The organism is Streptomyces sp. C10-9-1 (genome assembly GCF_024497955.1).
GTDB classification, from domain to species: Bacteria; Actinomycetota; Actinomycetes; order Streptomycetales; family Streptomycetaceae; genus Streptomyces; species Streptomyces sanyensis.
Window position 1 is genome coordinate 49,755 of record NZ_JANHKP010000014.1, and the last position, 24,263, is coordinate 74,017.

Below are 24,263 nucleotides of genomic sequence, written 5' to 3' on the forward strand. Positions count from 1 at the left end.
GACTCAGCGGACCGTGGGCTTCTCCTCCCGGTGCTCGCGTGCCACGCGGCTGAGGAAGAGGGCGAACACGGGCGGGTGCTGCTGGAGCAGCTCCAGCCGGCCGCCGTCCGCCTCCGCCAGGTCCCGGGCGACCGCGAGGCCGATGCCCGTCGAGTTGCGCCCGCTGATGGTGCGCTCGAAGATGCGCGCTCCCAGCTCGGCGGGGACGCCGGGCCCCTCGTCGGTGACCTCCACCACGGCCTGGTTGCCGGTGACGCGGGTCCGCACGGCGACGGTGCCGCCCCCGTGCATCAGCGAGTTCTCGATCAGCGCCGCGAGCACCTGGGCCACCGCTCCGGGGGTGCCCACCGCCCGCATCCCGCGCCGGCCGGAGTGCACGATGGCGCGGCCCGAGCTGCGGTAGGCGGGCCGCCACTCCTCCAGCTGCTGCTTGACGACCTCGTCGAGGTCGAAGGCGACCGCGGAGCCGGTCCGCGGGTCGCGGGAGTTGGTCAGCAGCCGCTGCACGACGTCGGTCAGGCGCTCCACCTGGGCCAGGGCGATGCTGGCCTCCTCCTTCACCGTCTCCGGCTCGTCGGTCAGCGTGATCTCCTCCAGGCGCATGGAGAGCGCGGTCAGCGGAGTGCGCAGCTGGTGGGAGGCGTCGGCCGCGAGCCTGCGCTCGGCGGTCAGCATCCGGGCGATGCGCTCGGCACTGGCGTCCAGCACGTCGGCGACCCGGTCCAGCTCGGGCACCCCGTACCGGCGGTGGCGGGGGCGGGGATCGCCGGAGCCCAGGCGCTCGGCGGTCTCGGCGAGATCGGTGAGCGGGGAGGCGAGCCGGTTCGCCTGGCGCACGGCCAGCAGCACGGCGGCGACGACGGCGACCAGGGCGACCGCGCCGATGATCAGCAGGGACCGGCCGACCTCGCGGGTGACCGCCGAGCGGGACTCCTCGACGGTGACCGTGGTGTCCTGCTCGCCCTCGGCGCTGGCGCGGATCACACTGCCGGTGGGCCGGGTGCCGAGTTCGATCGGGGCACGGCCCGGGATGCGGATCTCCGCGTACCGCCGGGTGTCGGTCTGCTCGGCGATGATGTCCGGGTTGACGGGCTCCCCGCCGACCAGCCGCGAGTCCACGATGCTGGCCAGGCGCAGGGCCTCGGACTCCACGCTCTCCTGGGCGCTGCTGCTGATGGTGCGGGTCTCGACCACCACCAGGGAGACGCCGAAGACGGCGATCACGACGAGCACCACGGCGAGCGTGGAGTTGATCAGACGGCGGCGCATGCGGCGGGTCGCGCGTCGGGGCGGGCCGGGGAGCGGTGGCCCGTCGGGCCGGGGAGGGCGGTCATGGTGCCTGCGTATCAGGACTTCTCGAACCGGAAGCCCACGCCGCGCACGGTGGCGATGTACCGGGGGTTGGCCGCGTCGTCGCCGAGCTTCTTGCGCAGCCAGGAGATGTGCATGTCCAGCGTCTTGGTGGAGGACCACCAGGTGGTGTCCCAGACCTCGCGCATCAGCTGGTCGCGGGTCACGACCCGGCCCGCGTCCCGGACCAGGACGCGCAGCAGGTCGAACTCCTTGGCGGTGAGCTGGAGCTCCTCGTCGCCCATCCAGGCCCGGTGGGACTCGACGTCGATCCGCACGCCGTGGGTGGCCGGGGCGGGCGTGGGCTCGGTGGCGCCGCGGCGCAGCAGGGCCCGGACGCGGGCGAGCAGTTCGGCGAGGCGGAAGGGCTTGGTGACGTAGTCGTCGGCGCCCGCGTCCAGGCCCACCACGGTGTCCACCTCGTCGGCCCGTGCGGTGAGGACGAGGATGGGCACGGTGTGCCCGTCGGCGCGCAGCCGCCGGGCGACCTCCAGGCCGTCCATGCCCGGCAGGCCGAGGTCGAGCACGACGAGGTCGATGCCGCCCGCGAGTCCGGCGTCGAGTGCGGCCGGGCCGTCCTCGCGCACCTCCACCTCGTAGCCTTCCCGGCGCAGGGCGCGGGCCAGGGGTTCGGAGATGGATGCGTCGTCCTCGGCGAGCAGTACACGCGTCATGAACCTGATGGTAGTCCGCGTGGCGCGGCGACCGTGGCGTGATCACGGAGGGAGGCGCCGAGGCGTGGTTCCGTCCGCGATCGAGGGGTGCAATCCTGTCGGAGACCTTTGTTTCTACGGGGCCGGTTCCATGATCACCTGTGATTGATGTCTCAAGTCCTTCCAAATGCCGCACTGTCATGTCGTATCGTGTCGATTCGACTGACGTAACATCCTGGGGCCTTTGGTGATGTCGTGCCGAAGGTCCCTCTTGTCGTGCGCGGCCGGCCTTCCCGGCCGCACGGCGCAGAGCAGTCGACGAGCTATGGGCCGGGCTCCGTCCGCCGACGGCGGGCGGGGTGTGGATCCCGGCGCGGTCCCCCCTCGCCGCCCCCGCACGGGGCGGCGGGCCCCTCGGCGTGGGGCGGGGCGGACCCGTGCCGGTACCGGCCACCCCCACCGGGCGTCGGCCCGCCCACAAGGCGGCGCGTCCCGAACTGACGAGGATTGACCACCATGGCGTCCAGCCTGACGAAGGACTCGGCCAGCACTCCTGGCGGCGAGAAGACCTTCTTCGGCCACCCACGCGGAATGGCCACGCTCTTCATGACGGAGATGTGGGAGCGCTTCTCCTGGTACGGGATGCGCGGCATCCTCGTCCTGTACCTGGTCGCGGGTGTGCTCGACGGCCCCATGGAGGGCCGGGAGGCGCTGGCCGCGGCCATCTACGGCGTCTACAACGCGGTCGTCTACATGGCGGCCATGCCGGGCGGCTGGATCGCCGACCGGCTCTGGGGCGCGCGCAAGGCGGTGCTCGTCGGCGGCATCGTCATCGCACTGGGCCACTACACCCTGGCGATCCCCTCCGACATCGCGTTCTTCCTCGGCCTGGTCCTCATCGCCCTCGGCACGGGCCTGCTGAAGCCGAACATCTCGGCCATGGTCGGCGGGCTCTACGAGGGCCAGTCCAGCGCCCGGCGGGACGCCGGCTTCTCGCTCTTCTACATGGCGATCAACATCGGCGCCGTGGTGGCGCCGCTGGCGGTCGGCCTGGTCGGCGAGAAGGTCAACTGGCACCTCGGCTTCTCCATCGCCGGCATCGGCATGACGCTCGCCGTCGTCCAGTACGTCCTGGGCGCCAAGCACCTGGGCGACGTCGGCAAGGAGCCGGGCACACCGGCCAGCCCCGAGGAGAAGCGCGCCGCGCTCCGCAAGGCCCTGCTGTGGTCCGGTGTCGCGGTGGCGGCGCTGCTGGCCGACATCGCGCTCGGCACCTACGACATAGAGCACGTCGTCAACGTGCTCGCCGTGCTCGGCGTGGTCGTGCCGGTGCTCTACTTCGTCGCGATGTTCCGCAACCCGGAGCTCCGGGGCGGGGACCGCTCGAAGATCAAGGCGTTCGTGTGGTTCTTCGTCACGGCCGTGCTGTTCTGGATGATCTACGACCAGTCCGGCTCGCTGCTGACGCTCTTCGCCGACGGCAAGACCGACCGCGTCATCGGCGGCTGGGAGTTCCCGACCTCCTGGTACCAGTCGGTGAACCCGGCCATGGTCATCATCCTGGCCCCGCTCTTCGCCGCACTGTGGGTGAAGCTGGCCCAGCGCAACCGCGAGCCCAGCACGGTGATGAAGTTCGCGCTGGCGATGCTCCTGATCGGCGGTTCCTTCGCCATCATGGGCCTCGCGGGCGCCGCCGCCGCGAACAGCGACACCGGCAAGGTCACGGTCTTCTGGCTGCTGAGCGTCTACCTCGTCCAGACCGTCGGCGAGATGTGCCTCTCCCCCGTCGGCCTGTCCCTGTCGACCAAGCTGGCACCGAAGCAGCTGGTCGGCCAGATCATGGGTCTGTGGTTCCTGGCCACCGCCACGGGCAACGCGCTCAACGGGTGGACCACCAAGCTCAACGCCCCCCTGGGCGACGCCCTCTACTACTCGCTGTGGGCCGTCGTCGCGGTGGTCGCGGGGCTGGCGTTCATGACGGCCGGCCGTAAGATCCGGGCCCTGATGGGCGACGTGCGCTGAGGCTGCGCCGGGCCCGCCCGGCGCACCCCGTGCGGAACGGCCCGGCACCCCTCGGGGGGTGCCGGGCCGTTCCGCACGGGGTGCGCGGGGCAGGTACGGCGCGGACCGCGGGAACGGGCGCCGCGGTGGAGCCGGAAGGGCAACCTTCAGGCGGGCGCGGCCAGTTCGGCCCAGACCGTCTTGCCGGCGGAGCCCGGGGTCCTCGTCACGCCCCAGTCCAGGCACAGGCGCTGCACGATGAACATGCCGTGGCCGCCGGGCCGTCCGGCCCGATGGGGCCTGCGGGGGGCGGGCTGCCCGGCCCCCTGGTCGACGACCTCCAGCCGCAGCACCTTGCCGTCGCAGCCGATGCGCAGCTCCTCCGGCCCCTCGGCGTGCAGGCAGGCGTTGGTGACGAGCTCCGAGACCACCAGGAGGACGTCCTCGGCGGCCGCTCTGCGGTCCGCGGAACCGGCGGGCAGCCAGCCCCAGTCGTGGAGGGCCTGGCGGGTGAAGTCACGGGCGAGCGGGACGATTCCGCTGGCATGGCGAAGGGTGAGGCGGCGCAACGCGCCGCCGGCCGCCGCCGGTGCGGGAACGGCGGGTGCCGCGCCCGTGCCTCTCGGCTCGGGGCCGAGTTCGCCCGGCTGCTGCTGCCGGGTGGTGCTCATCAGCGCTTCACCTCACCGATTCACCAGTTCGCCAATGTCGTCGTACGGTCCGTACCGGACAGCCGTACGTTCCGCGGAGCATCCGCGGGGTATTCGTGGGGGTTCTCCTGCCCGACCGAATCGGGACGACACCCGCGAGGTTCGCGTTGCCCACGTGACACGTGCAACACCGCGCCCGCGGACTCAGTCGACCAGGGCCGATTCGAGGGTGTCGTGGACGGTGAAGACGGCGTCGGCCCCGGTGATCTCGAAGACCCTCGCCACCACGGGCCGCATGCCCGCCAGATGGACCCCTCCACCGCCCGCCTCCGCCTTCAGACGCGCCCCCAGCAGGACGTTGAGCCCCGTGGAGTCGCAGAAGTCGAGCTGGGAGCAGTCGACCACCAGCCGCACCCGGCCCCGGTCGATCGCCTCGTCCAAGGGCGCGCGCAGCAGTTCGGCGGTGTGGTGATCCAACTCACCCGCCGGTTTCACAATCTCGCTGCGGCCCTCGGTCCGAACCTCGACCTGAAGCCGGCCCCGGTTCACGCTGCCGACCGTCTCGCGGTCCATGCCCGTCCCTCTTCGCCGTGTCGTCGCTGCCTCGTCCACTGTTCCGTCCTGCATGCCGCGCCCCCCGCCGGGCGGTGGGCAGACACCCGCCGAACCCTACGCCCTCACCCCGTCGACGGGTAGTCGAAGTGACCCACCTTACCGGCAAATCGGGCATTCACCACTTGCGATCGGCCACTCGGAACCGATAGGGCTAGAGGGACACACCCGACACGGCCGGCCTCGGAGGCGCCGCTCACCGCAATGGACATGCACGGCATCGGCAGCCATATGCCGAGAACGATGGAGGAGACCATGTCACCCCGGCTCGACGAGACGACCGCCGAGACCGCGACGTCGGCGACCCAGGACACCACCGCCGCCCCACCCCGCCACTCCGGCGCGACCGCTTCGGAGGAGGGACCCGGCGGGCTGCCGGAGCTGCCCGAGATCCCTCCCGCGGACGAGCTGAGCACGCTGGACTCCCGCGCGCTGTCGCGGACGCTCTTCGACCGCCTCGCGTCCCTCGAAGAGGGCACCCACGAGTTCGCCTACGTACGCAACACCCTGATCGAACTCAACCTGGCCCTGGTGAAGTTCGCCGCCTCGCGGTTCCGCAGCCGCAGCGAGCCGATGGAGGACATCGTCCAGGTCGGCACGATCGGCCTGATCAAGGCGATCGACCGCTTCGAGCTGAGCCGCGGCGTCGAGTTCCCCACCTTCGCGATGCCGACCATCATCGGCGAGATCAAGCGCTTCTTCCGGGACACCTCCTGGTCGGTGCGGGTGCCGCGCCGTCTCCAGGAGCTGCGTCTGGACCTGGCGAAGGCGGGCGACGAGCTCGCGCAGCGGCTGGACCGCGCGCCCACCGTCGACGAGCTCTCGGACCACCTGGGCATCGGGCGCGACGAGGTCGTCGAGGGCATGGCCGCCAGCAACGCCTACACGGCGAGTTCGCTCGACGCCCAGCCGGAGGACGACGACAGCGAGAACGCGCTGGCGGACCGCCTCGGCTACGAGGACAACGGCATCGAGGGCATCGAGTACGTGGAGTCGCTCAAGCCCATGATCGCCAGCCTGGCGCCGCGCGACCGGCGCATCCTGTCCATGCGCTTCGTCTCCGACATGACGCAGTCCGAGATCGGCGAGGAGCTGGGCATCTCCCAGATGCACGTCTCCCGGCTGCTCTCCAGAACGCTGGTCACCCTGCGCAAGGGGCTGACCGCCGAGAGCTGAGCCGCGCTCCCGGCGGGCCTTCGGGCCTGCCGCCCCGACAGGGCCCGTTCCCCCGGAACGGGCCCTGTCGGCGTTCCCCCGCGGCCGTGCCTGCCCGTGGTGCGCACCCCGCGCCGGGAGGGGCGGGCCGAGCGGGTCCGGGCGGCGGCTCAGACCAGGCGGCGGCCCGCCCGCCACACCTCCCGGGCCAGCGGGACGCCCGGCCGGTAGGCCAGGTGGACGTGGCTGGGGGCGTCGAGCAGCACCAGGTCGGCGCGGGTGCCGGGCGCCAGGCGGCCGACGTCGGTGCGGCGCAGGGCCGCCGCACCGCCCGCGGTGGCCGACCACAGGGCCTCGTCGGGGGTCATGCCCATGTCCCGGACGGCCAGGGCGATGCAGAAGGGCATGGACGAGGTGAAGGACGAGCCCGGGTTGCAGTCGGTGGAGAGGGCGACCGTGGCGCCCGCGTCCAGCAGGCGCCGGGCGTCGGGCCACCGGGCGCGGGTGGAGAACTCGGCACCCGGCAGCAGCGTGGCGACCGTGCTCCCGTTCGCCAGGGCGTCGACGTCCGCGTCGGTGAGGTGGGTGCAGTGGTCGGCCGAGGCCGCTCCCAGCTCCACGGCCAGCTGCACGCCGGGGCCGTAGGAGAGCTGGTTGGCGTGCACCCGCGGCACCAGGCCCCTGCCCACGCCCGCCGTGAGCACCGCCCGGGCCTGGTCCGCGTCGAAGGCGCCCTTCTCGCAGAAGACGTCCACCCAGCGGGCGTGCGGGGCGCAGGCGTCCAGCATGGGGCCGGTGACCAGGTCGACGTAGGCCGCCGGGTCGTCCGCGTGCTCGGGGGAGACCACATGGGCGCCGAGGAAGGTCACCTCGTCGGTGTGGCGGGCGGCGATGCGCAGGGCGCGGGCCTCGTCCTCGACCGTCAGCCCGTACCCGGACTTGGTCTCGAAGGTGGTCGTGCCCTGTCGCAGGGCCTCGCCCAGGTAGCGGGTGAGATTGGCCTCCAGCTCCTCGTCCGTGGCGGCGCGGGTGGCCGCCACCGTGGTGCGGATGCCGCCCGCGGAGTAGGGGCGGCCGGACATCCGGGCGTGGAAGTCGGCGGTCCGGTCGCCCGCGAAGACCAGATGGGAGTGGGAGTCGACGAAACCGGGGATGCAGGCGGCCCCCCGGGCGTCGTGGACGGTGTCGGCGGCCGGGGCACCCGCCGCGGGCCCGGCCCAGGCGACGGTCCCGTCGCCGTCGATGACGAGCGCGGCGTCCGTCACGACGCCGAGGGGGCTGAGGTCGCCCAGGGAGGGGTCGTTGGTGACGAGACTGCCGATGCCGGTGAGGAGCGTGGTGGTCATGGGTCCAATCCGGGGGCCGGGTGCGGGGCCGGGGGTCGGGGCCGGCGGGGGCGGGGTCAGCCGCGCAGGGCGGAGACGGCGGCGGACAGGGCGGCCGCCGGGTCGGGAACGCGGGTGTGCCCGTGGTCCCGGACGATCCGGGAGCCGCCCACCACGACGTCCCGCACGTCCGCGGCGCTCGCCGCGAAGACCGCGGTCTCGGCGGCGAGCAGGGGCTCCGGGCCGGCGGTGCGCACGGAGTCGAGGGCGACGGCGGCGAAGTCGGCCGGCGCGCCCGCCGCCAGGCGTCCCGCGCCCTCCCAGCCCAGGGCCCGGTGGCCGTCCTCGGCGGCCGCGCGCAGCAGGGCGGCGGCCGTCCAGTGGCCCCGGGTGCGGCTGCGCAGCCGCTCGTTGAGCTCCAGGGCGCGGGCCTCCTCGAAGGGGTCGACCACGGCGTGGCTGTCGCTGCCGAGCGAGAGCGGCGAGCCGGCCGCCTGGAGGGCGGGGGCGGGGCCGATGCCGTCGGCGAGGTCCCGCTCGGTGGTGGGGCACATGCAGGTGCCGGTGCCCGAGGCGCCGACGAGCGCGATGTCCTCGTCGGTCAGGTGGGTGTTGTGGACTCCGGTGGTACGCGGCCCGAGCACACCGTGGTCGGCGAGCAGCCGGGCCGGTGTGCAGCCGTGCGCGGCCAGGCACGCCTCGTTCTCCGCCGTCTGCTCGGAGAGGTGGACGTGCAGCGGCGCGCCGCGCTCGGCCGCCCAGGCGGCGACGGTCGCCAGCTGGCCGGCGGGAACGGCCCGCACGGAGTGGACGGCCGCCCCGACGCGGGCGTGCGGGGACTCCTTCAGCGCCGAGGCGCGCTCGGCCCAGGCCTCGGCCGTGCCGTCCGAGAAGCGCAGCTGGTGGGGGCCGGGGGGCTCGCCGAAACCCGCCGAGAGGTAGGCGGTGTCCAGCAGGGTGATCCGGATGCCGGCCTCGGCAGCCGCCGCGATCAGGGCCTCCCCCATGGCGTTGGGGTCCGCGTAGGGCGTCCCGCCGGGCGCGTGGTGGACGTAGTGGAACTCGCCGACGGCGGTGACGCCGGCGAGTGCCATCTCCGCGTAGACGGCGCGGGCGAGCGCGAAGTAGCTGTCCGGGGTGAGCCGGTCGGCCACCCGGTACATCACCTCGCGCCAGGTCCAGAAGGTGCCCGAGCCGGTCTGCACGGTGCCGCGCAGGGCCCGGTGGAAGGCGTGCGAATGGGCGTTGGCGAGCCCGGGGAGGGTGAGGCCCCTCAGCACCTCGGCGCCGGGCGGCGGCGCCGGGGTGCCGGTGCGCACGGCGGCGATGCGGTCGCCGGAGACCTCCAGCACGACGCCCGGCTCGACCCGGTCGCCGAGCCAGGCGTGCTCCAGCCAGTAGGCGGTCATCCGCACGCGAGTCCCTCCAGTACGTCGGCGAGCGCGCGGACACCCGCGACGCAGTCGTCCTCGGCCGCGTACTCGGCCGGGGAGTGGGAGACGCCGGTGGGGTTGCGCACGAACAGCATGGCGGTCGGCACCGAGGCCGAGAGGATGCCCGCGTCGTGTCCGGCGCCGGTGCCCAGGACCGGAACGGAGCCGCCGAGGATCCGGCCGATCTCGTCGCGCAGGGCGTGCTCGAACTCGACGACGGGGGTGAAGGACTCGCGCACCACCGCCACGTCCGTGCCGTCGCGCTCGGCGCGCTCCCTGGCGGCCCGCTCGACGGCGGCCAGCACGGTGTCGAGCGCGGCCTGGTCGGGGGCGCGGGAGTCGAGCCAGCCCCGCACCAGGGAGGGGATGGCGTTGACCCCGTTGGGTTCGACGGCGACCTTGCCGAAGGTGGCCACCGCGCCCGCCAGTTCGGCCTCGCGACGGGCGGCGAGCACCGTCTCCGCGTAGGTCAGCATGGGGTCGCGGCGGTCGGCGAGCCGGGTGGTGCCCGCATGGTTGGCCTCCCCGCGGAAGTCGAACCGCCACCGCCCGTGCGGCCAGATCGCGGAGGCGACGCCGACGGCGTCGCCGGTGAGGTCCAGCGCCCGCCCCTGCTCGACGTGGAGTTCGACGAAGGCGCCGATGCCCGCCAGCCGCTCCGGGTCGGGCCCGATGGCCTCGGGGTCGTGGCCGGCCGCCTCCATGGCCTGCGGCAGGCTGACGCCGTCGGCGTCGCGCAGGGCGAAGGCGGCCTCCCGGGTCAGCTGCCCGGCGGCGAGCCGGGAGCCGACGCAGGCGAGCCCGAAGCGGGCGCCCTCCTCGTCGCCGAAGTTGGCGACGGCCAGCGGCCGGGTGAACCGCGCCCCCCTGCGGCGCAGTTCGTCGAGCGCGGCGAAGGAGGACACGACGCCGAGCGGGCCGTCGAAGGCCCCGCCGTCGGGTACCGAGTCCAGGTGGGAGCCGGTGACCACCGCGTCACCGGCGGTCCGGTCGCCGAGCCAGGCCCACTGGTTGCCGTTGCGGTCGGTCTCGCAGTCGAGGCCGCGGGCCTCCGCCTGGGCCCTGAACCAGGCGCGGCAGTCGGTGTCCGCGCCGGTCCAGGCGTAGCGGCGGTAGCCGCCGGAGTCCGGATGGCGGCCGACGGGGGCCAGGTCGGCCCACATGCGGTGGAACGAGTCGCTCACGCCTGCTCCTGCCCGCCCTCGCGCATCGGCACGCGCACGCCCTTGGCCTCGGCGACCGACTCCGCGATGTCGTAGCCCGCGTCGACGTGGCGGATGACGCCCATGCCGGGGTCGTTGGTGAGCACCCGGCGGATCTTCTCGCCCGCCAGCGGGGTGCCGTCGGCCACGGTGACCTGGCCCGCGTGGAGGGAGCGGCCCATGCCGACGCCGCCGCCGTGGTGGAGGGAGACCCAGGAGGCGCCCGAGGCCACGTTGACCATGGCGTTGAGCAGGGGCCAGTCCGCGATGGCGTCGGAACCGTCCCGCATGGCCTCGGTCTCGCGGTACGGGGAGGCGACCGAGCCGCAGTCCAGGTGGTCGCGGCCGATGGCCAGGGGGGCGGTCAGCTCGCCGCGGGCGACCATGTCGTTGAAGCGCTCGCCCGCCCGGTCGCGCTCCCCGTAGCCCAGCCAGCAGATCCGGGCGGGCAGGCCCTGGAAGCTGACCCGCTCCCCCGCCATCCGGATCCAGCGGGCCAGCGACTCGTTCTCCGGGAAGAGGTCGAGGACGGCCTTGTCCGTGCGGGCGATGTCGGCCGGGTCTCCGGAGAGCGCGGCCCAGCGGAAGGGGCCCTTGCCCTCGCAGAACAGGGGCCGGATGTAGGCGGGGACGAACCCGGGGAAGTCGAAGGCCCGCGCGTAGCCGGCGAGCTTGGCCTCGCCGCGGATCGAGTTGCCGTAGTCGAAGACCTCGGCGCCCGCGTCCATGAAGCCGACCATCGCCTCGACGTGGCGGGCCATGGACGCGCGGGCGCGGTCGGTGAACCCCGCGGGGTCCTTGGCGGCGGCCTCGGCCATGTCCTCGAAGGCGATGCCGACGGGAAGGTAGGACAGCGGGTCGTGCGCGCTGGTCTGGTCGGTAACGATGTCGACCGGCGCGCCCTCGGCGAGCATCCGCGGCAGCAGCTCGGCCGCGTTGCCGAGCAGGCCGATGGACAGGGGGCGGCGGGCGTCGCGGGCCTCCACCGCCAGGCGCAGGGCCTCGTCGAGCGAGTCGGCCCTGACGTCGAGGTAGCGGTGCTCGATGCGGCGCTCGATGGCGCGCGGGTCGCAGTCGATGCACAGGGCGACGCCGTCGTTCATGGTGACGGCCAGGGGCTGGGCACCGCCCATGCCGCCGAGGCCGGCGGTGAGCGTGATGGTCCCGGCGAGGGTTCCGCCGAACTTCTTGGCGGCGACGGCGGCGAAGGTCTCGTAGGTGCCCTGGAGGATGCCCTGGGTGCCGATGTAGATCCAGGAGCCGGCCGTCATCTGGCCGTACATGGTCAGGCCCAGCTGCTCCAGGCGGCGGAACTCCTCCCAGGTGGCCCAGTCGCCCACCAGGTTGGAGTTGGCGATGAGGACCCGCGGGGCCCACTCGTGGGTCTGCATCACGCCCACGGGGCGGCCGGACTGGACGAGCATCGTCTCGTCCTGCCTGAGGGTCCGCAGGGTGCGCACCATGGCGTCGAAGGAGCGCCAGTCGCGGGCGGCCTTGCCGGTGCCGCCGTAGACCACCAGCTTGTCCGGATGCTCGGCGACCTCGGGGTCGAGGTTGTTCTGGAGCATCCGCAGGGCGGCCTCCTGCTGCCACCCCAGGGTGCTCAGCGACGTACCGCGCGGTGCCCGTACGGGGCGGGGTCCTGACATGGGCGGGTGCCTCCTCGCGACAAGCCGGCATGTACCGGGTGTGAACCAGGTATTCACATCCTGATGGGATGAATACTTCTAGTCAACAGCTGCGGCGGGTCGGGACCGGTGATTGGCTGGCGCCCATGACCTCCGACCTCCGCGACCGGGCCGTCCGCGCGGCCGTGGAACAGGGGCTCCTCGGCGGGGAGCAGCCGGTGACCGCCCTCCTCGACGTGGCCGGTCTGCGCGCCTCCGCCGCCGCCCTGCGCGCGGCCTTCGCCGCGGTGACCGGCGCACCCGTGCTGCACGCCTTCGCGGTGAAGGCCGCACCGCTGGTACCGGTGCTCGCCCTGCTGCACGCCGAGGGCCTCGGGGCGGAGGCGGCCAGCCCCGGCGAGCTGGCGATCGCCCGCGCCGCCGGACTGCCCCCGGAGCGGATCGTCCTCGACTCCCCCGCCAAGACCCGCGCCGAGCTGCGCGAGGCACTCGCCCTCGGTGTCGCGGTGAACGCCGACAACCCCCAGGAACTCGCCCGGCTCGACGCCCTGACGGCCGCCGCGCCCACCGCGTCCCCGATCGGACTGCGCGTCAACGCGCAGGTCGGCGGCGGCAGCATCGGGGCGCTGTCCACCGCGACGGCCACCTCCAAGTTCGGCTTCCCCCTCACCGACCCCGGGGCCCGGCGGCACCTGGTCCGCACCGCCGTCGACCGCCCCTGGCTGACCCGGCTGCACACCCACTCCGGCTCCCAGGGGATGGCCCTGGACCGGATGGCCGACGCCGTGGAGGCCGCGTACCTGCTCGCCGAGGAGATCAACGCGGCGGCCGGGGAGCGCCGGATCGACACGGTCGACATCGGCGGCGGGCTCCCCGTGAACTTCGCCTCCGAGGAGCACGCCCCCTCCTTCCGGGAGTACGCCGGGCTGCTGGCCGCGCGGGTCCCGGGTCTGTTCGACGGGCGGTACGGGCTGGTCACCGAGTTCGGCCGTTCCCTGGTCGCCAAGCACGGCCTGGTCCTCGCCCGGGTCGAGTACACCAAGAGCGCGGGCGGGAGGCCGATCGCGATCACCCACGCCGGGGTGCAGGTCGCCACGCGCACGGTCTACGCACCGGAGTCCTGGCCGTTGCGGATCGCCGCCTACGACGCGGCCGGCGCACCGCGCACCGGTCCCGCCGTGGAGCAGGACGTGGCGGGACCGGCGTGCTTCGCGGGCGACCTGCTCGCCGAGCGGCGCCCGCTGCCGCTGCTGCACCCGGGGGACGTGGTGGCCGCACTGGACACCGGGGCGTACTGCTTCGCCAGCCACTACGGCTACAACAGCCTGCCCCGGGTCGCCGTCCACGGCTGGACCGAGGGCCCCGGGGGGATCTCCTTCACCACCGTCCGCGAGGCCCAGCGGGCCGGCGAGATCGTCGCCGAGGCGGGAGCCGGGCACCGGGACGCGCTGCTGGCCCTGCCGGCGGCCCGGGGGCGCCTGTCGGACCCCGGTGATTCCATGAAGGCATGACAGCCCGCAGCATCGTCGTCGAGCAACTCGTCCAGGCGCCTCCCGGCCCGGTGTGGGAGGCCATGACCGACATCGGCAGCTGGGAGGAGGTGCTCACCGGGGTCGACCGGGTCCAGGTGCTGACGCCCGGCGGGTTCGGTGTGGGCACCCGCTGGCGCGAGACCCGCCGGATGCTCGGCGCGGAGGGCACCGAGGAGATGGCGGTCACCGCCTGCGAGCCGCCCGAGCGCTACGTGGTGGAAGCCGACTCGCACGGGACGCACTACGTCTCGGAGTTCCTCCTGCTGACCGCGGGAGAGGGCGCCACGACCGTGCGCATGACCTTCTCCGCCTCGCTCCCCGACGGCCCCCGGGGCCTGCTCGCCCGCCTCCTCGGCCCGGTCGGGGCCCGCGCCGCGCGCCGCGCGATCGCCCGGGACCTCGCGGACATGGCGCGGGCGGCGGAGGCGCGGCACCCCTGAGGAGGACGCCCCCGCGGGTCCGGGCCGCCGGGGAGAGCCCCGGGAGAGGCGGGGCGGCACCGCCCCGGAGCCGGGCCCGGGGCACGGCGTGAATCCGGCCGGAAACGAGTGCTCCGGCGGACGTCTCGCCGCGTTGTGCACATATGGGGCGCGGAGCGTACAGCCTTCGGGGCAAGTCCCGATGGAAAATGCCAGAACTCCCTCCTCGGCACAGCACGTTGCGTAACCTCTCCGTCACCGGCGCGCGCCATATGTGCACGCCGCACCGAGGTGGGGAGGGAGATCCACGTGCCCGGAATCGACGAGTGCCTGCTTCAGGCCATGGTGGTGCCCGGAGCACGGGGCGCGACGATCGTGGACTGGACCAGCGGACTCGCCCTGGGCGCCATCGGGGAGAGCCCCGGCGGCGACGTGGAGGCGACGGCGGCGGAGACCGCCGAGATGGCCCGCATGGCCACCGAGTACCGGTCGTTCTCGCCCCAGGCGGCGCAGCCCCCCGGCGAGGCCCCCGCCCGGCAGGGGACCGGGGCGAAGGGGTTACCCGTCGAGGACGTGATCGTCACCACCAGCTCCGGCTACCACGTGATGCGCTTCGTGGAGACCACCTTCGACAGCAGCGTCTTCCTGCACCTGTGGCTCGACCGGGACACCGGCAACCTCGCCCTGGCCAGACTCCGGCTGGCCGACATCGCCGAGCGGCTGGTCCTCGCATGAGCACCCCGACGGCCGCCGTCTCCCCGACGCTGACCCGGCTCGCGGAGGAACGGGCGACGGGCGTACTCGTCCGGGACCACGGCGCCCTGTACCTGTCGGACGGCCAGGTGGTGCACGCGGAGAGCCCCGCCGCACCCGGCCTGGACGTGCTGCTCATCGCGGGCGGCCGACTCGGGCGCACGGGCTGGGACGACGCCGTCGCCCGGGCCGGCGCCCGCCGCGAGGTGGGCCGCTTCCTCGTGGACAGCGGGCAGGTGACCGGCGGGGAACTGGAACTCTGCCACCTCGCCGCCCTGCACGACGCCGCGTTCTTCACCCTGGGTCCGGCCGGAGGCCCGACCCGCTTCCGCTACGGGGTCGCCCACTGGATGGGCAGCATCCGGCCCGTGCCCGCCGCGGACGTCGCCCGCGAGGCCAGTCGGCGCCGCGGGCTGCTGGAGGCCCTGTGGCCCTACCCCGGCGTGGACACCGCACCACTGCGCCCGGCGCCGGCCTCCCCCGGCGCGTCCCGCAGGCAGCGGGCGCTGCTCGCCCTCGCCGACGGCGTGCGCACCCCGCCGGCGATCGCGCGGGTGATCGGACGGCCCGCGTTCAACACGCTGGTGGAGGTGCGGCGGATGGCGGCGGCGGGGCTCGTCGAGACCCCGCCCGACCCGGCCTGCACACCTCGCGCCCGGCTTCCCGACTGGGTCCCGGACTTCTCCGACGACCCGGACATCGCCCTGTTACGCCGGCTCCGCGACGCACTGGAGGCAAGCCTGTGATTCACCGCCCGACCCACCGGGCCCGGCGCGAACCGTCATGAGGCGCGCGCTGCGGCTGCGCGCCGAGAGGAGACTGCTCATGACGGCAGAGGCCGACGTACTCGGCGAGATCAGGAGGCTGCGGGCACGGGTGCCGCAGCTGACCGGAGCCCTCGCCGCCAGCTCCGACGGGCTGGTCCTGGCCGCGGACACCGCCGAGGCGGAGGGCGTGGCCGCCCTCACCGCCGCAGCGCTCGGCGTGGGGCTGCGCCTGACCGAGGCGACCGGGCAGGGCGGCTTCAAGGAACTGCTCGTCCGCGGCGAGCGGGGCTATGTGGCCACGTACGCGGCCGGGGCCTCCGCGGTACTCACCGTGCTGGCCGAGCCCCGCATCAACGTCGGCCGGCTCCATCTGGAGGCGCGCCGCACCGGCGCCCGCATCGGCGAACTCGTCGACGGCGCCCTGGAGCGGACCCAGGAGGGCTGACCCCCGGTCCGCGGGACCATCCCGGAGCCGCCGCTCCACCCCACCCCGTCCGACCCGTACCACCCGTGCGTCCGGCACGCGCCGCACGCACACCGGCAGAACCAGATCAGCAAGACCAGACGGAAGGAACGTACGCCTGCCATGGCCAACACCGAGACCGCCCTCAAGGAAGCCCTCACCATCGAAGGGGCGGTCGGTGCCGCCCTCGTCGACTACTCCAGCGGCATGGCGCTGGGAACCATCGGAGGCGGCAAGGAACTCGACCTGAACGTCGCCGCCGCGGGCAACACCGACGTGGTGCGCGCCAAGGTCCGCACGATGGAGCACCTGGGCCTCAAGGAGGACATCGAGGACATCCTGATCACCCTGGGCACCCAGTACCACCTGATCCGGCTGCTGAAGAGCAGGACCTCGGCCGGGCTCTTCCTCTACCTGGCGCTGGACAAGGACCGGGCCAACCTGGCGATGGCCCGCCACCAGCTCCGGAAGATCGAGAACGAACTGGAGGTCTGAGGTACCGGCGTTCGGCCGCTCCCCGCCGTCAGGCCCGGCGCCGCGCCCCACCGGGCGCGGCGTCGCCCGCCGCGATCCCCGTGGCACGGAAGCCCCCGGCCTTCGGGCCCACGGGCCCGCCGGGGAGCCAGTCCGTGCGCACCCACAGCAGGGTCTCGGCCGCCTGCTCGCGGCGGCCGATCCACAGCGCCTTGAACCACAGCCCGGCCGCCGCTCCGGCCAGCACCGCCCCGCCCGCCGCGGGCACCGCGAACGCGGAGGCCACGGCGGCGAGGAAGGCCGCCGACAGCCGCCCGCGCAGGGCCCGGCGGCGCAGCCGGAGCGTCACCCGCCGGTCCTGGAGCAGGTCGTGGCGCCCCGCCCGGGTCGCGCTCTCCGCGAAGTGGGTGTAGCGCCCCCGGCGGAACAGGGCGGCCACGGCGGCCGCCACCAGGAAGAGGGCGGCCCCGGCCAGGACGCCGATCCGGCGGCCGGTGAGCCCCGGCACCGCCAGCCCGACGGCCGCGGCGACCACGCCCAGCCACCACAGCGGAGCGGCGGGGGCGCGCACCGCCACGGCGACCCGGGCGAGCGACCGGGTCCCGCGATCCCGGGCCGCGGGGCGCGCCCCGGGCCCGGCCGCCGCGGCGGCCTCCTTCTCCGACCTGCTCCGAACCCGTCCGCGTGCCACCTGCCGCTCCCTCCTCGGAATGCGTGTCCGGCCGGGGAGGATAGCGGCCCCGTCTGAGGGGAGCATGAGAGCGGGCGGCGCGGTGCGGTGCGCGGGAACCGGGTCAGTCGACGAACAGTCCGCGCTCCGCCGCCTGCGCGTCGAAGTCCTCCAGGCGGGCCTGGGCGTCGGGCAGCCCGTCGCAGAGCGCCTCCAGCAGCACCCGGCCGAGCAGCATGGGCGCGCAGGCGGTGTCGAAGGCCAGTCCCGTGCCGACGGGGGCCGGGATCAGCAGGTCGCTGTGGGCGGCGACCGGCGCGAAGGCCGAGTCGGCGACGGTCACCACCGTCAGACCGGCGGCCCGGGCGTGCTCCAGCGCTTCCACGACCTCCCGCGGATGGCGCGGCAGCGCGAAGCAGAGCAGGACGCTCGCGCCCGCCCGGCGTGCCGAGTCGATGCGGTCGGCGAGCATCGAGCCGCCCTCGTCGAGCAGCCGCACGTCCGGATGGACCTTGGCGGCGAAGTAGGCGAAGCCCCGGGCCTGCGAGGAGGCGGCCCGCAGTCCGAGCACCGGAAGGGGGCGGGAGGCGGCCAGGAGCCGGCCGGCCCGCTCGACCGGCTCGGGGTCGGCCAGCAGCGCGGCCAGGTGGTGCAGGTTCTCGATCTCCGCGTGCACGGCCTGCTGGTACTCGTTCGGCGCGTCCTGGGGCACCGGGGCCGCCTCGGGGGGCGCCACCTCGCGCAGGTGGCGCCGCAGCGCCGGGTAGCCGTCGAAGCCGAGGGCCACGGCGAAGCGGGTCACGGACGGCTGGCTGACCCCGGCGACTTCGGCCAGCTCCACGCTGGACAGGAAGGGCACGTCGGCGGCGCGGCGGACCATGCTGTGGGCGATGCGCCGCTGGGTGGGGGTCAGCCGGTGCCCCTCGAAGAGCTCCTGGAGCCGTGCGGCAGGGCCCTCGCTCACGCCCCTCGCCCTCCTCCCGGCCCGGTATTCAGTCATCGAGAACTCTGCATGACCTTATACAGGGCGGCAAGCGGTACGCCCGGGTAGGTCCGGGCCTCCGGTGCCGGAGCCGCCCGGGCCGGGCGGGGCGGACGCCGCGGGCCCGGCGGGGACAGCCCCCGGTCCTCCCGGGGGCTGTCCCCAGTGACGGGGCGCCCCCCGGGGCATAACGTCGTCGCATGGATGCCCGCGACAAGGAGCTCGAGAAGGAGCTCGCCGCCACCCTGGACGCCCGCCGCGAACTCGGCGAGGACTACGACTCGGCCCTGGTCGAGTCGTTTCTGGAGAAGGTCGAGCAGCGGCTCGACACCACCGTCGACCGCCGTGTGCGCAGGCAGCTCGCCGAGCAGCAGATGGTCGTCGCGCGCGGCGGCACCCGTACCGCGGCCCGGGACGCGGAGCACGGCTTCGGCGGCCGCTACGGCGTCGCCGTCGTGACACTGGTGCTGGCGATCCCGCTCTCCGCGATCGGAGCCTCCCACGCCGGCCTGCCCGGGCTGCTCATCACCTGGCTCGGCATCGTCGGGGTCAGCACCGCCCACGCCTCGCGGCGATGGCCGTGGCAGCGCGAACGCCGGGGCACGGGGGGCGGGTCCGGCACCTGAGCCGTGCGCCGCGAGGGGCGCGCCCCCGGGGCGCACCGCCGCGGTGCCCGGGGCGGGGGGTCGTGCGCGGGGACCGCCGCACCCCCGGCCGCGCCGGGGGGCGGGACGACGGCGGTCCCCGCGAGGGACACGGACCGGGTCAGGACCGGTCGGCGCGTCCGGGCGTCCTGGAGGTCCGGGAGCCGCTCCGTCTGTCCTGGACGCCGTCCTGTCGGGTCGGTTCACCTGCCCGGTTCCCCTGCCGACGCCGACCACTGTGCCGGGTGCGTGTTAAGCCGGTGCTGCGCGGACGTGACGTGCTCGTACCGGTTCCGCGAAGCCCGTCCGACGGCACGTCACACGGGCGCGCGGCCCGAGCTCCGCGGATCCCGGGGCAGCCGCCCGGACTGCCCCGGGACCACCGTCACTTGGTCTCGCCGGCCAGGAACGCGAGCAGGTCCTGACGGCTCACCACACCGGTCGGCTTGCCCTCGACCAGCACGATCGCCGCGTCCGCGGACTCCCCGAGCACCGACATCAGGTCGGCGACCGGCTCGCCCGAGCCGACCTGCGGCAGCGGCGCGGACATGTGCTTCTCCAGCGGGTCGCCCAGCGAGGCGCGCTTGGTGAACAGCGCGTCCAGCAGCTCCCGTTCGACCACCGAGCCGACGACCTCCGCGGCCATCACGTCCGGGTGGCCCGCACCGGGCTTGACGATGGGCATCTGGGAGACGCCGTACTCGCGGAGCACCTCGATGGCCTGACCGACCGTCTCGTCCGGGTGCATGTGCACCAGGCTGGGCATGGCGCCGCCCTCCTTGTGGCGGAGCACGTCGGCGACGCTGGCGCCGCCGCTCTCCAGGAAGCCGTAGTCGGCCATCCACTCGTCGTTGAAGATCTTCGAGAGGTAGCCGCGACCGCTGTCCGGCAGGAGGACCACCACCACGTCGTCGGGGCCGAGCCGCTCGGCGACACGGAGCGCCGCGACGACCGCCATGCCGCAGGAGCCGCCGACGAGCAGCCCCTCCTCCTTGGCCAGGCGCCGGGTCATCTGGAAGGAGTCCTTGTCGGACACCGCGACGATCTCGTCGGTGACCTCGCGGTCGTAGGCCGTGGGCCAGAAGTCCTCGCCCACCCCCTCGACCAGGTACGGGCGCCCGGAGCCGCCCGAGTAGACCGAGCCCTCGGGGTCGGCGCCGACGATCTTCACCGCGCCGGAGCTGACCTCCTTGAGGTAGCGCCCGGTGCCCGAGATGGTGCCGCCCGTGCCGATGCCCGCGACGAAGTGGGTGATCCGCCCCTCGGTCTGCTCCCAGAGCTCGGGGCCGGTCGTCTCGTAGTGCGAGCGCGGGTTGTTGGGGTTGGAGTACTGGTCGGGCTTCCAGGCCCCCGGCGTCTCGCGGACCAGGCGGTCGGAGACGTTGTAGTACGAGTCGGGGTGCTCGGGGTCGACGGCGGTCGGGCAGACCACGACCTCGGCGCCGTAGGCACGCAGCACGTTGATCTTGTCGGTGGACACCTTGTCCGGGCAGACGAAGATGCACTTGTAGCCCTTCTGCTGGGCCACGATCGCCAGGCCGACGCCCGTGTTGCCGCTGGTCGGCTCGACGATCGTGCCGCCGGGCTTCAGCTCGCCGCTCTGCTCGGCGGCCTCGATCATCCGCAGGGCGATCCGGTCCTTCACCGAACCGCCCGGGTTGAAGTACTCGACCTTGGCCAGCACCGTCGCCGAGATGCCGTCGGTCACGTTGTTCAGCTTCACCAGCGGGGTGTCGCCGACGAGGCTGATCATCGAGTCGTGGATACGCACTGTCTTCTCCGGGGTCTCCGTCATGATGCCGCCAGCGTATGCCGGATGCGGGAGTGATTGGGCGACGTGCACAACGGGGCAGTTACGTCTTGTAGGGGCGAGACTGCGGCCTGAGACGGCCGCGAGGAGGTGGCTGTGTCCAGGGCGAGGGTGGCCAGGCGGATCGCGGCTGGCGCGGCGTACGGCGGCGGCGGCATCGGGCTGGTGGGCGTGGCCGCGGTCGGGGTGCTGCTCGCGGAGGTCCAGCTGGCGAAGCGGTCGGTGGGCGGGGGCACCGCACCCGTCCCACCGCGCGGCAACGGACTGTACGGACTGTCCTTCGGCCGCGAGAACCCCCTGCACCTGGCCGTCCTCGGCGACTCGACGGCGGCGGGCCAGGGGGTGCACCGGGCCGGGCAGACCCCGGGGGCGCTGCTGGCCTCGGGGCTGGCGGCGGTGGCGGAGCGGCCGGTGGAGGTCCGCAACATCGCCCTGCCGGGTGCGCAGTCCGACGACCTGGAGCGCCAGGTCACCCGGCTGCTGGCCGACCGCACACGCACCCCGGACCTCTGCGTCGTCATGATCGGCGCCAACGACGTGACCCACCGGATGCCCGCCACGCAGTCGGTGCGCTGCCTGGCCGCGGCGGTGCGCAGGCTCCGCACCGCCGGTGCGGAGGTGGTGGTCGGCACCTGTCCCGACCTCGGCACCATCGAACCGGTCTACCAGCCGCTGCGCTGGCTCGCCCGGCGGGCCAGCCGCCAGCTGGCGGCGGCGCAGACGATCGTGGCGGTGGAGCAGGGCGCCCGCACGGTCTCGCTCGGGGACCTGCTGGGCCCCGAGTTCGCCGCCAATCCCCGGGAGATGTTCGGGGCGGACAACTACCACCCCTCGGCGGAGGGGTACGCGACGGCGGCGATGGCCATGCTCCCGACGCTGTGCGCCGCGCTGGGCCTGTGGCCGGAGGGCGACGCCCTGGAGGCCGACCGCCACGAGGATCTGCTGCCGGTGGCCCGTGCGGCGGCCACGGCGGCCTCGGAGGCGGGCACGGAGGTGACGGGGGCCCGGGCTCCCTGGGCACTGCTCAAGCACCGCAGGCGCCGTAGGCTGCCCGCGGCGGAGGCCGGCCAGGGCGCCGCGCAGGGGGCGGCCGGCGACGGGGCGCCCGCCGAGCGGGCCCCCGGGGGCGGCCCGGTCCCGGAAGGAGGCCGCGACCGGGGGGCGGACCGGAACCCTCCGGACCGGGCACACCGCCGCTGAGGGCCGCCCGGCGGGGCCGGGGGCGGCGGGCTCCGCCGCCCGGAACGGCGGCGCGCTTCGGGGCCGGGCATGGCACACTGGACTGAGCAAGCGCACGCTTAGAAAAGAGGCCCGCATCACACGGCCCGCGCCGTGACCGCGGGCATACGTACGGGTAACTTCCCAGTGAGCCGACCTCCCTCCCCTCATGGAGCCGTGATGCCCGAAGCCGTGATCGTCTCTGCCGCCCGCTCGCCCATCGGCCGGGCCTTCAAGGGCTCCCTGAAGGAGCTGCGGCCCGACGACCTGACCGCGACGATCGTCCAGGCCGCGCTCGCCAAGGTCCCCGAGCTCGACCCGCGCGACATCGACGACCTGATGCTCGGCTGCGGCCTCCCGGGCGGCGAGCAGGGGAACAACCTGGGCCGGATCGTGGCCGTGCAGATGGGCATGGACCACCTGCCGGGCTGCACCGTCACCCGGTACTGCTCCTCCTCGCTCCAGACCTCGCGCATGGCCATGCACGCCATCAAGGCGGGCGAGGGCGACGTCTTCGTCTCCGCGGGCGTCGAGATGGTCTCGCGGTTCGTCAAGGGCAACTCCGACACCCTGCCGGACACCCACAACCCGCTCTTCGCCGAGGCGGAGGCGCGCACGGCCGCGGTCGCCGAGTCCGAGGGCTCCACCTGGCACGACCCGCGCGAGGACGGCCTGGTCCCGGACGCCTACATCGCCATGGGCCAGACCGCGGAGAACCTGGCCCGCCTGAAGGGCGTCACCCGCGAGGACATGGACGCCTTCGGCGTCCGCTCCCAGAACCTGGCGGAGGAGGCCGTCAAGAACGGCTTCTGGGAGCGCGAGATCACCCCGGTCACGACCCCGGACGGCACCGTGGTGTCCAAGGACGACGGCCCCCGCGCCGGCGTCACGATGGAGGGCGTGCAGGGCCTCAAGCCGGTCTTCCGCCCCGACGGCCTGGTCACGGCGGGCAACTGCTGCCCGCTGAACGACGGCGCCGCCGCACTCGTCATCATGAGCGACACCAAGGCCCGCGAGCTGGGGCTCACCCCGCTCGCCCGGATCGTCTCCACCGGCGTCTCCGGGCTCTCCCCCGAGATCATGGGCCTCGGCCCGGTCGAGGCGTCCCGGCAGGCCCTGAAGCGGGCCGGGCTGACCACCTCCGACATCGACCTGGTCGAGATCAACGAGGCCTTCGCCGCGCAGGTGATCCCCTCCTACCGCGATCTCGGCTTCGACCTGGACAAGGTCAACGTCAACGGGGGCGCCATCGCCGTCGGCCACCCCTTCGGCATGACCGGAGCCCGGATCACCGGCACGCTGATCAACAGCCTCCAGTTCCACGACAAGCAGTTCGGCCTGGAGACGATGTGCGTCGGCGGCGGCCAGGGCATGGCGATGGTCGTCGAGCGCCTGAGCTGACCCGGCCCCGGGGGCTCCGCGGGCCGCGGCCGCGGCCCGCGGAGCCCCGTTCGTGACTCAATCTCCCCCAGGATGTGACCTATCTCCTGGGGGAGCGGCCTTTTCGCAGGTCACAGCAGTTGTCCGACCAAACCTGGAGCCCAAAGTCCTGTCCGTTTCGTGACGTAATGCACTGACAGACAGGGGTGGCTCATCGCAAGCTGATGCTAGGAAAGTCGGGGGTGTCGATTGAAACCGGGAGTACGTCAGTGAGCGCCATGTCTCTTGCCCTGCTGCTGACCACGGCCGCCGCCACGGCCGTGGGCGCCGCTGCCCTGCACGCCGCCCACGGGCTGCGCAAGCAGGTCACCGCCCTGCGCGAGGAGATCGCGGAGTCCCACGCGACCGGCCGCACCGTGCCCGTGCCCGGTGCCCGCACCGGCGACGCCGCCGAGATACGCGCGGCGGTCGCCGAGGCGCTCGCCGAGGAGCGGGAGCGGGAGCTGGCCGAGGCCCGGGCCTTCTGGGCCGCGCAGGAGGCACGGGACGCGGCCGACGCCTCCGCCCGCTTCCCCGGCGACTCCTCCCCGCTCGGCGGCCTCGTCGACGCGGGCGAGGACACCACGCCCTTCTACGTGCCGCGGCAGGCCGACTTCGCGGGCCTGGAGGCGATGGACCTGGAGGCCGTGGAGGCGCTGGACGACATGGCGGACCTCCCCGAGTCCACCGAGTTCGCCGAGGACTCCCCGGAGCTGGCGGCCGCCCGCCGCCGCCACCCCTCGCACCCGGACTTCGTCCCGGTGCGCACCCCGGTGGTCACCGACCACGAGCGCACGGTGGCCCGCCTGGAGGCGCTGGCCGAGGACGGCACCGAGCTGGCCGACGTGCGCCCCGGGCCGCTCGGCACGCTGGACGTGTACGTCTTCACCGACGGCACCACACTGTGCATGACGCCCGGGCACCGCGAGACCGCGGAGCGCCTCGCCGACGCCGTCCGCGCGGGCAGCTCGCCGGTCCTCCTCGGCGGCTCCGGGGTGTCGGGCGCCTACGCGCTGACCTTCGCCTGCGGCGGGGAGAGCGTCTACATCCTCGCGGACCGCGTGATCGCCTCCCACTGACGGCCGGCCCGGCCGCGCAGCCCG

23 protein-coding genes are annotated in these 24,263 nt (G+C 74.1%); 12 read left to right on the plus strand and 11 right to left on the minus strand.

The genetic code is table 11. The annotated features are described in order from the left end of the window. Nucleotides 1-3: 3 nt before the first annotated feature. Together NPS70_RS20495 and NPS70_RS20500 are read right to left on the minus strand one after the other, a co-directional pair. Nucleotides 4-1,269 (minus strand): ATP-binding protein, encoded by a 1,266-nt coding sequence (locus tag NPS70_RS20495; protein ID WP_256525809.1) that lies wholly within the window; start codon nt 1,267-1,269, stop codon nt 4-6. 77 nt (nt 1,270-1,346) lie between these two features. Then, nucleotides 1,347-2,024 carry a response regulator transcription factor gene (locus NPS70_RS20500; RefSeq protein WP_256525810.1) on the minus strand — a complete coding sequence of 226 codons (678 nt, stop codon included), beginning with the start codon at nt 2,022-2,024 and terminating at the stop codon, nt 1,347-1,349. A 495-nt stretch (nt 2,025-2,519) separates the two neighbouring features. Here NPS70_RS20500 and NPS70_RS20505 point away from each other — a divergent pair, with 495 nt between their 5' ends. Beyond that, on the plus strand, nt 2,520-4,025 hold the full coding sequence (locus NPS70_RS20505) for a peptide MFS transporter (RefSeq protein WP_256525811.1): 1,506 nt from the start codon (nt 2,520-2,522) through the stop codon (nt 4,023-4,025). A gap of 146 nt (nt 4,026-4,171) precedes the next feature. On the opposite strand, the gene NPS70_RS20510 is transcribed toward NPS70_RS20505, so the two are convergent. Continuing rightward, nucleotides 4,172-4,675 (minus strand): ATP-binding protein, encoded by a 504-nt coding sequence (locus tag NPS70_RS20510; protein ID WP_256525812.1) that lies wholly within the window; start codon nt 4,673-4,675, stop codon nt 4,172-4,174. Nucleotides 4,676-4,858: 183 nt separating this feature from the next. Then, nucleotides 4,859-5,227 carry an STAS domain-containing protein gene (locus NPS70_RS20515; RefSeq protein WP_256525813.1) on the minus strand — a complete coding sequence of 123 codons (369 nt, stop codon included), beginning with the start codon at nt 5,225-5,227 and terminating at the stop codon, nt 4,859-4,861. A gap of 282 nt (nt 5,228-5,509) precedes the next feature. Here NPS70_RS20515 and NPS70_RS20520 point away from each other — a divergent pair, with 282 nt between their 5' ends. Further along, nucleotides 5,510-6,442, plus strand: a complete 933-nt coding sequence (locus tag NPS70_RS20520) for an RNA polymerase sigma factor SigF (protein WP_256525958.1) — start codon at nt 5,510-5,512, stop codon at nt 6,440-6,442. Nucleotides 6,443-6,591: 149 nt separating this feature from the next. Here NPS70_RS20520 and hutI read toward each other — a convergent pair whose 3' ends face one another. From hutI to hutU, 4 genes are read right to left on the minus strand one after another with little or no spacing between them, the layout of a single operon-like run. Then, the gene (hutI, locus tag NPS70_RS20525) at nt 6,592-7,767 is read right to left on the minus strand and encodes an imidazolonepropionase (RefSeq protein WP_256525814.1); all 1,176 of its coding nucleotides are present in this window, start codon (nt 7,765-7,767) and stop codon (nt 6,592-6,594) included. Between the two features lie 56 nt (nt 7,768-7,823). Beyond that, the gene (locus NPS70_RS20530) at nt 7,824-9,155 is read right to left on the minus strand and encodes a formimidoylglutamate deiminase (protein WP_256525815.1); all 1,332 of its coding nucleotides are present in this window, start codon (nt 9,153-9,155) and stop codon (nt 7,824-7,826) included. Next, nucleotides 9,152-10,342: an allantoate amidohydrolase gene (locus NPS70_RS20535; RefSeq protein ID WP_256525959.1), complete on the minus strand. Its 1,191-nt coding sequence runs from the start codon at nt 10,340-10,342 to the stop codon at nt 9,152-9,154. Before NPS70_RS20535 ends, NPS70_RS20530 begins: the two co-directional genes overlap by 4 nt. Before the next feature lie 17 nt (nt 10,343-10,359). Further along, complete coding sequence (gene hutU, locus NPS70_RS20540; protein WP_256525816.1) at nt 10,360-12,030, minus strand: urocanate hydratase; 1,671 nt, start codon at nt 12,028-12,030, stop codon at nt 10,360-10,362. 125 nt (nt 12,031-12,155) lie between these two features. Here hutU and NPS70_RS20545 point away from each other — a divergent pair, with 125 nt between their 5' ends. From NPS70_RS20545 to NPS70_RS20570, 6 genes are all read left to right on the plus strand, one after another. Further along, nucleotides 12,156-13,520: a diaminopimelate decarboxylase gene (locus NPS70_RS20545; RefSeq protein WP_256525817.1), complete on the plus strand. Its 1,365-nt coding sequence runs from the start codon at nt 12,156-12,158 to the stop codon at nt 13,518-13,520. Beyond that, a complete protein-coding gene (locus NPS70_RS20550; RefSeq protein ID WP_256525818.1) occupies nt 13,517-13,981 on the plus strand; it encodes an SRPBCC family protein in 465 nt (154 codons plus the stop codon). The genes NPS70_RS20545 and NPS70_RS20550 overlap by 4 nt, the downstream gene beginning before the upstream one ends. 288 nt (nt 13,982-14,269) lie before the next feature. Further along, on the plus strand, nt 14,270-14,695 hold the full coding sequence (locus tag NPS70_RS20555) for a hypothetical protein (RefSeq protein WP_256525819.1): 426 nt from the start codon (nt 14,270-14,272) through the stop codon (nt 14,693-14,695). Then, nucleotides 14,692-15,459 (plus strand): transcriptional regulator, encoded by a 768-nt coding sequence (locus tag NPS70_RS20560; RefSeq protein WP_256525820.1) that lies wholly within the window; start codon nt 14,692-14,694, stop codon nt 15,457-15,459. The genes NPS70_RS20555 and NPS70_RS20560 overlap by 4 nt, the downstream gene beginning before the upstream one ends. 79 nt (nt 15,460-15,538) lie before the next feature. Then, nucleotides 15,539-15,925: a roadblock/LC7 domain-containing protein gene (locus tag NPS70_RS20565; RefSeq protein ID WP_374212034.1), complete on the plus strand. Its 387-nt coding sequence runs from the start codon at nt 15,539-15,541 to the stop codon at nt 15,923-15,925. Nucleotides 15,926-16,066: 141 nt separating this feature from the next. Next, entirely contained in the window at nt 16,067-16,438 is a 372-nt protein-coding gene (locus NPS70_RS20570; RefSeq protein ID WP_256525822.1) for a hypothetical protein, read from the plus strand. A gap of 28 nt (nt 16,439-16,466) precedes the next feature. On the opposite strand, the gene NPS70_RS20575 is transcribed toward NPS70_RS20570, so the two are convergent. Together NPS70_RS20575 and NPS70_RS20580 are read right to left on the minus strand one after the other, a co-directional pair. Then, nucleotides 16,467-16,994, minus strand: a complete 528-nt coding sequence (locus tag NPS70_RS20575; protein ID WP_256525960.1) for a hypothetical protein — start codon at nt 16,992-16,994, stop codon at nt 16,467-16,469. A 217-nt stretch (nt 16,995-17,211) separates the two neighbouring features. Further along, the gene (locus NPS70_RS20580) at nt 17,212-18,051 is read right to left on the minus strand and encodes a MurR/RpiR family transcriptional regulator (RefSeq protein WP_256525823.1); all 840 of its coding nucleotides are present in this window, start codon (nt 18,049-18,051) and stop codon (nt 17,212-17,214) included. Nucleotides 18,052-18,269: 218 nt separating this feature from the next. Here NPS70_RS20580 and NPS70_RS20585 point away from each other — a divergent pair, with 218 nt between their 5' ends. After that, nucleotides 18,270-18,695 (plus strand): hypothetical protein, encoded by a 426-nt coding sequence (locus tag NPS70_RS20585; RefSeq protein ID WP_256525824.1) that lies wholly within the window; start codon nt 18,270-18,272, stop codon nt 18,693-18,695. A gap of 403 nt (nt 18,696-19,098) precedes the next feature. Here the strand turns inward: NPS70_RS20585 and NPS70_RS20590 are convergent, their stop codons facing one another. Further along, nucleotides 19,099-20,484, minus strand: a complete 1,386-nt coding sequence (locus tag NPS70_RS20590) for a cystathionine beta-synthase (RefSeq protein WP_256525961.1) — start codon at nt 20,482-20,484, stop codon at nt 19,099-19,101. A gap of 150 nt (nt 20,485-20,634) precedes the next feature. On the opposite strand from NPS70_RS20590, the gene NPS70_RS20595 reads away from it, so the two are divergent. The 3 genes from NPS70_RS20595 (at nt 20,635) to NPS70_RS20605 (ending at nt 24,239) form a co-directional block, all read left to right on the plus strand. Beyond that, nucleotides 20,635-21,723, plus strand: coding sequence for an SGNH/GDSL hydrolase family protein (locus tag NPS70_RS20595; RefSeq protein ID WP_256525962.1), 1,089 nt, complete (start codon nt 20,635-20,637; stop codon nt 21,721-21,723). Between the two features lie 198 nt (nt 21,724-21,921). Beyond that, nucleotides 21,922-23,142, plus strand: a complete 1,221-nt coding sequence (locus NPS70_RS20600; RefSeq protein WP_256525825.1) for an acetyl-CoA C-acetyltransferase — start codon at nt 21,922-21,924, stop codon at nt 23,140-23,142. 257 nt (nt 23,143-23,399) lie between these two features. Then, nucleotides 23,400-24,239, plus strand: coding sequence for a hypothetical protein (locus tag NPS70_RS20605; protein WP_256525963.1), 840 nt, complete (start codon nt 23,400-23,402; stop codon nt 24,237-24,239). Nucleotides 24,240-24,263: the final 24 nt, after the last annotated feature.

What these genes read in the sequence shown, in the direction of transcription:
- NPS70_RS20530 (WP_256525815.1), bottom strand. Translation starts at nt 9,155, where the DNA reads ATGACCGCCTACTGGCTGGAGCACGCCTGGCTCGGCGACCGGGTCGAG.
- NPS70_RS20570 (WP_256525822.1), top strand. Translation starts at nt 16,067, where the DNA reads ATGGCCAACACCGAGACCGCCCTCAAGGAAGCCCTCACCATCGAAGGG.
- NPS70_RS20560 (WP_256525820.1), top strand. Translation starts at nt 14,692, where the DNA reads ATGAGCACCCCGACGGCCGCCGTCTCCCCGACGCTGACCCGGCTCGCG.
- NPS70_RS20545 (WP_256525817.1), top strand. Translation starts at nt 12,156, where the DNA reads ATGACCTCCGACCTCCGCGACCGGGCCGTCCGCGCGGCCGTGGAACAG.
- NPS70_RS20520 (WP_256525958.1), top strand. Translation starts at nt 5,510, where the DNA reads ATGGAGGAGACCATGTCACCCCGGCTCGACGAGACGACCGCCGAGACC.
- NPS70_RS20515 (WP_256525813.1), bottom strand. Translation starts at nt 5,227, where the DNA reads ATGGACCGCGAGACGGTCGGCAGCGTGAACCGGGGCCGGCTTCAGGTC.
- NPS70_RS20505 (WP_256525811.1), top strand. Translation starts at nt 2,520, where the DNA reads ATGGCGTCCAGCCTGACGAAGGACTCGGCCAGCACTCCTGGCGGCGAG.
- NPS70_RS20535 (WP_256525959.1), bottom strand. Translation starts at nt 10,342, where the DNA reads ATGTGGGCCGACCTGGCCCCCGTCGGCCGCCATCCGGACTCCGGCGGC.
- NPS70_RS20600 (WP_256525825.1), top strand. Translation starts at nt 21,922, where the DNA reads ATGCCCGAAGCCGTGATCGTCTCTGCCGCCCGCTCGCCCATCGGCCGG.
- NPS70_RS20550 (WP_256525818.1), top strand. Translation starts at nt 13,517, where the DNA reads ATGACAGCCCGCAGCATCGTCGTCGAGCAACTCGTCCAGGCGCCTCCC.
- NPS70_RS20495 (WP_256525809.1), bottom strand. Translation starts at nt 1,269, where the DNA reads ATGCGCCGCCGTCTGATCAACTCCACGCTCGCCGTGGTGCTCGTCGTG.
- hutI (WP_256525814.1), bottom strand. Translation starts at nt 7,767, where the DNA reads ATGACCACCACGCTCCTCACCGGCATCGGCAGTCTCGTCACCAACGAC.
- NPS70_RS20605 (WP_256525963.1), top strand. Translation starts at nt 23,400, where the DNA reads ATGTCTCTTGCCCTGCTGCTGACCACGGCCGCCGCCACGGCCGTGGGC.
- NPS70_RS20510 (WP_256525812.1), bottom strand. Translation starts at nt 4,675, where the DNA reads ATGAGCACCACCCGGCAGCAGCAGCCGGGCGAACTCGGCCCCGAGCCG.
- NPS70_RS20565 (WP_374212034.1), top strand. Translation starts at nt 15,539, where the DNA reads ATGACGGCAGAGGCCGACGTACTCGGCGAGATCAGGAGGCTGCGGGCA.
- hutU (WP_256525816.1), bottom strand. Translation starts at nt 12,030, where the DNA reads ATGTCAGGACCCCGCCCCGTACGGGCACCGCGCGGTACGTCGCTGAGC.
- NPS70_RS20500 (WP_256525810.1), bottom strand. Translation starts at nt 2,024, where the DNA reads ATGACGCGTGTACTGCTCGCCGAGGACGACGCATCCATCTCCGAACCC.
- NPS70_RS20585 (WP_256525824.1), top strand. Translation starts at nt 18,270, where the DNA reads ATGGATGCCCGCGACAAGGAGCTCGAGAAGGAGCTCGCCGCCACCCTG.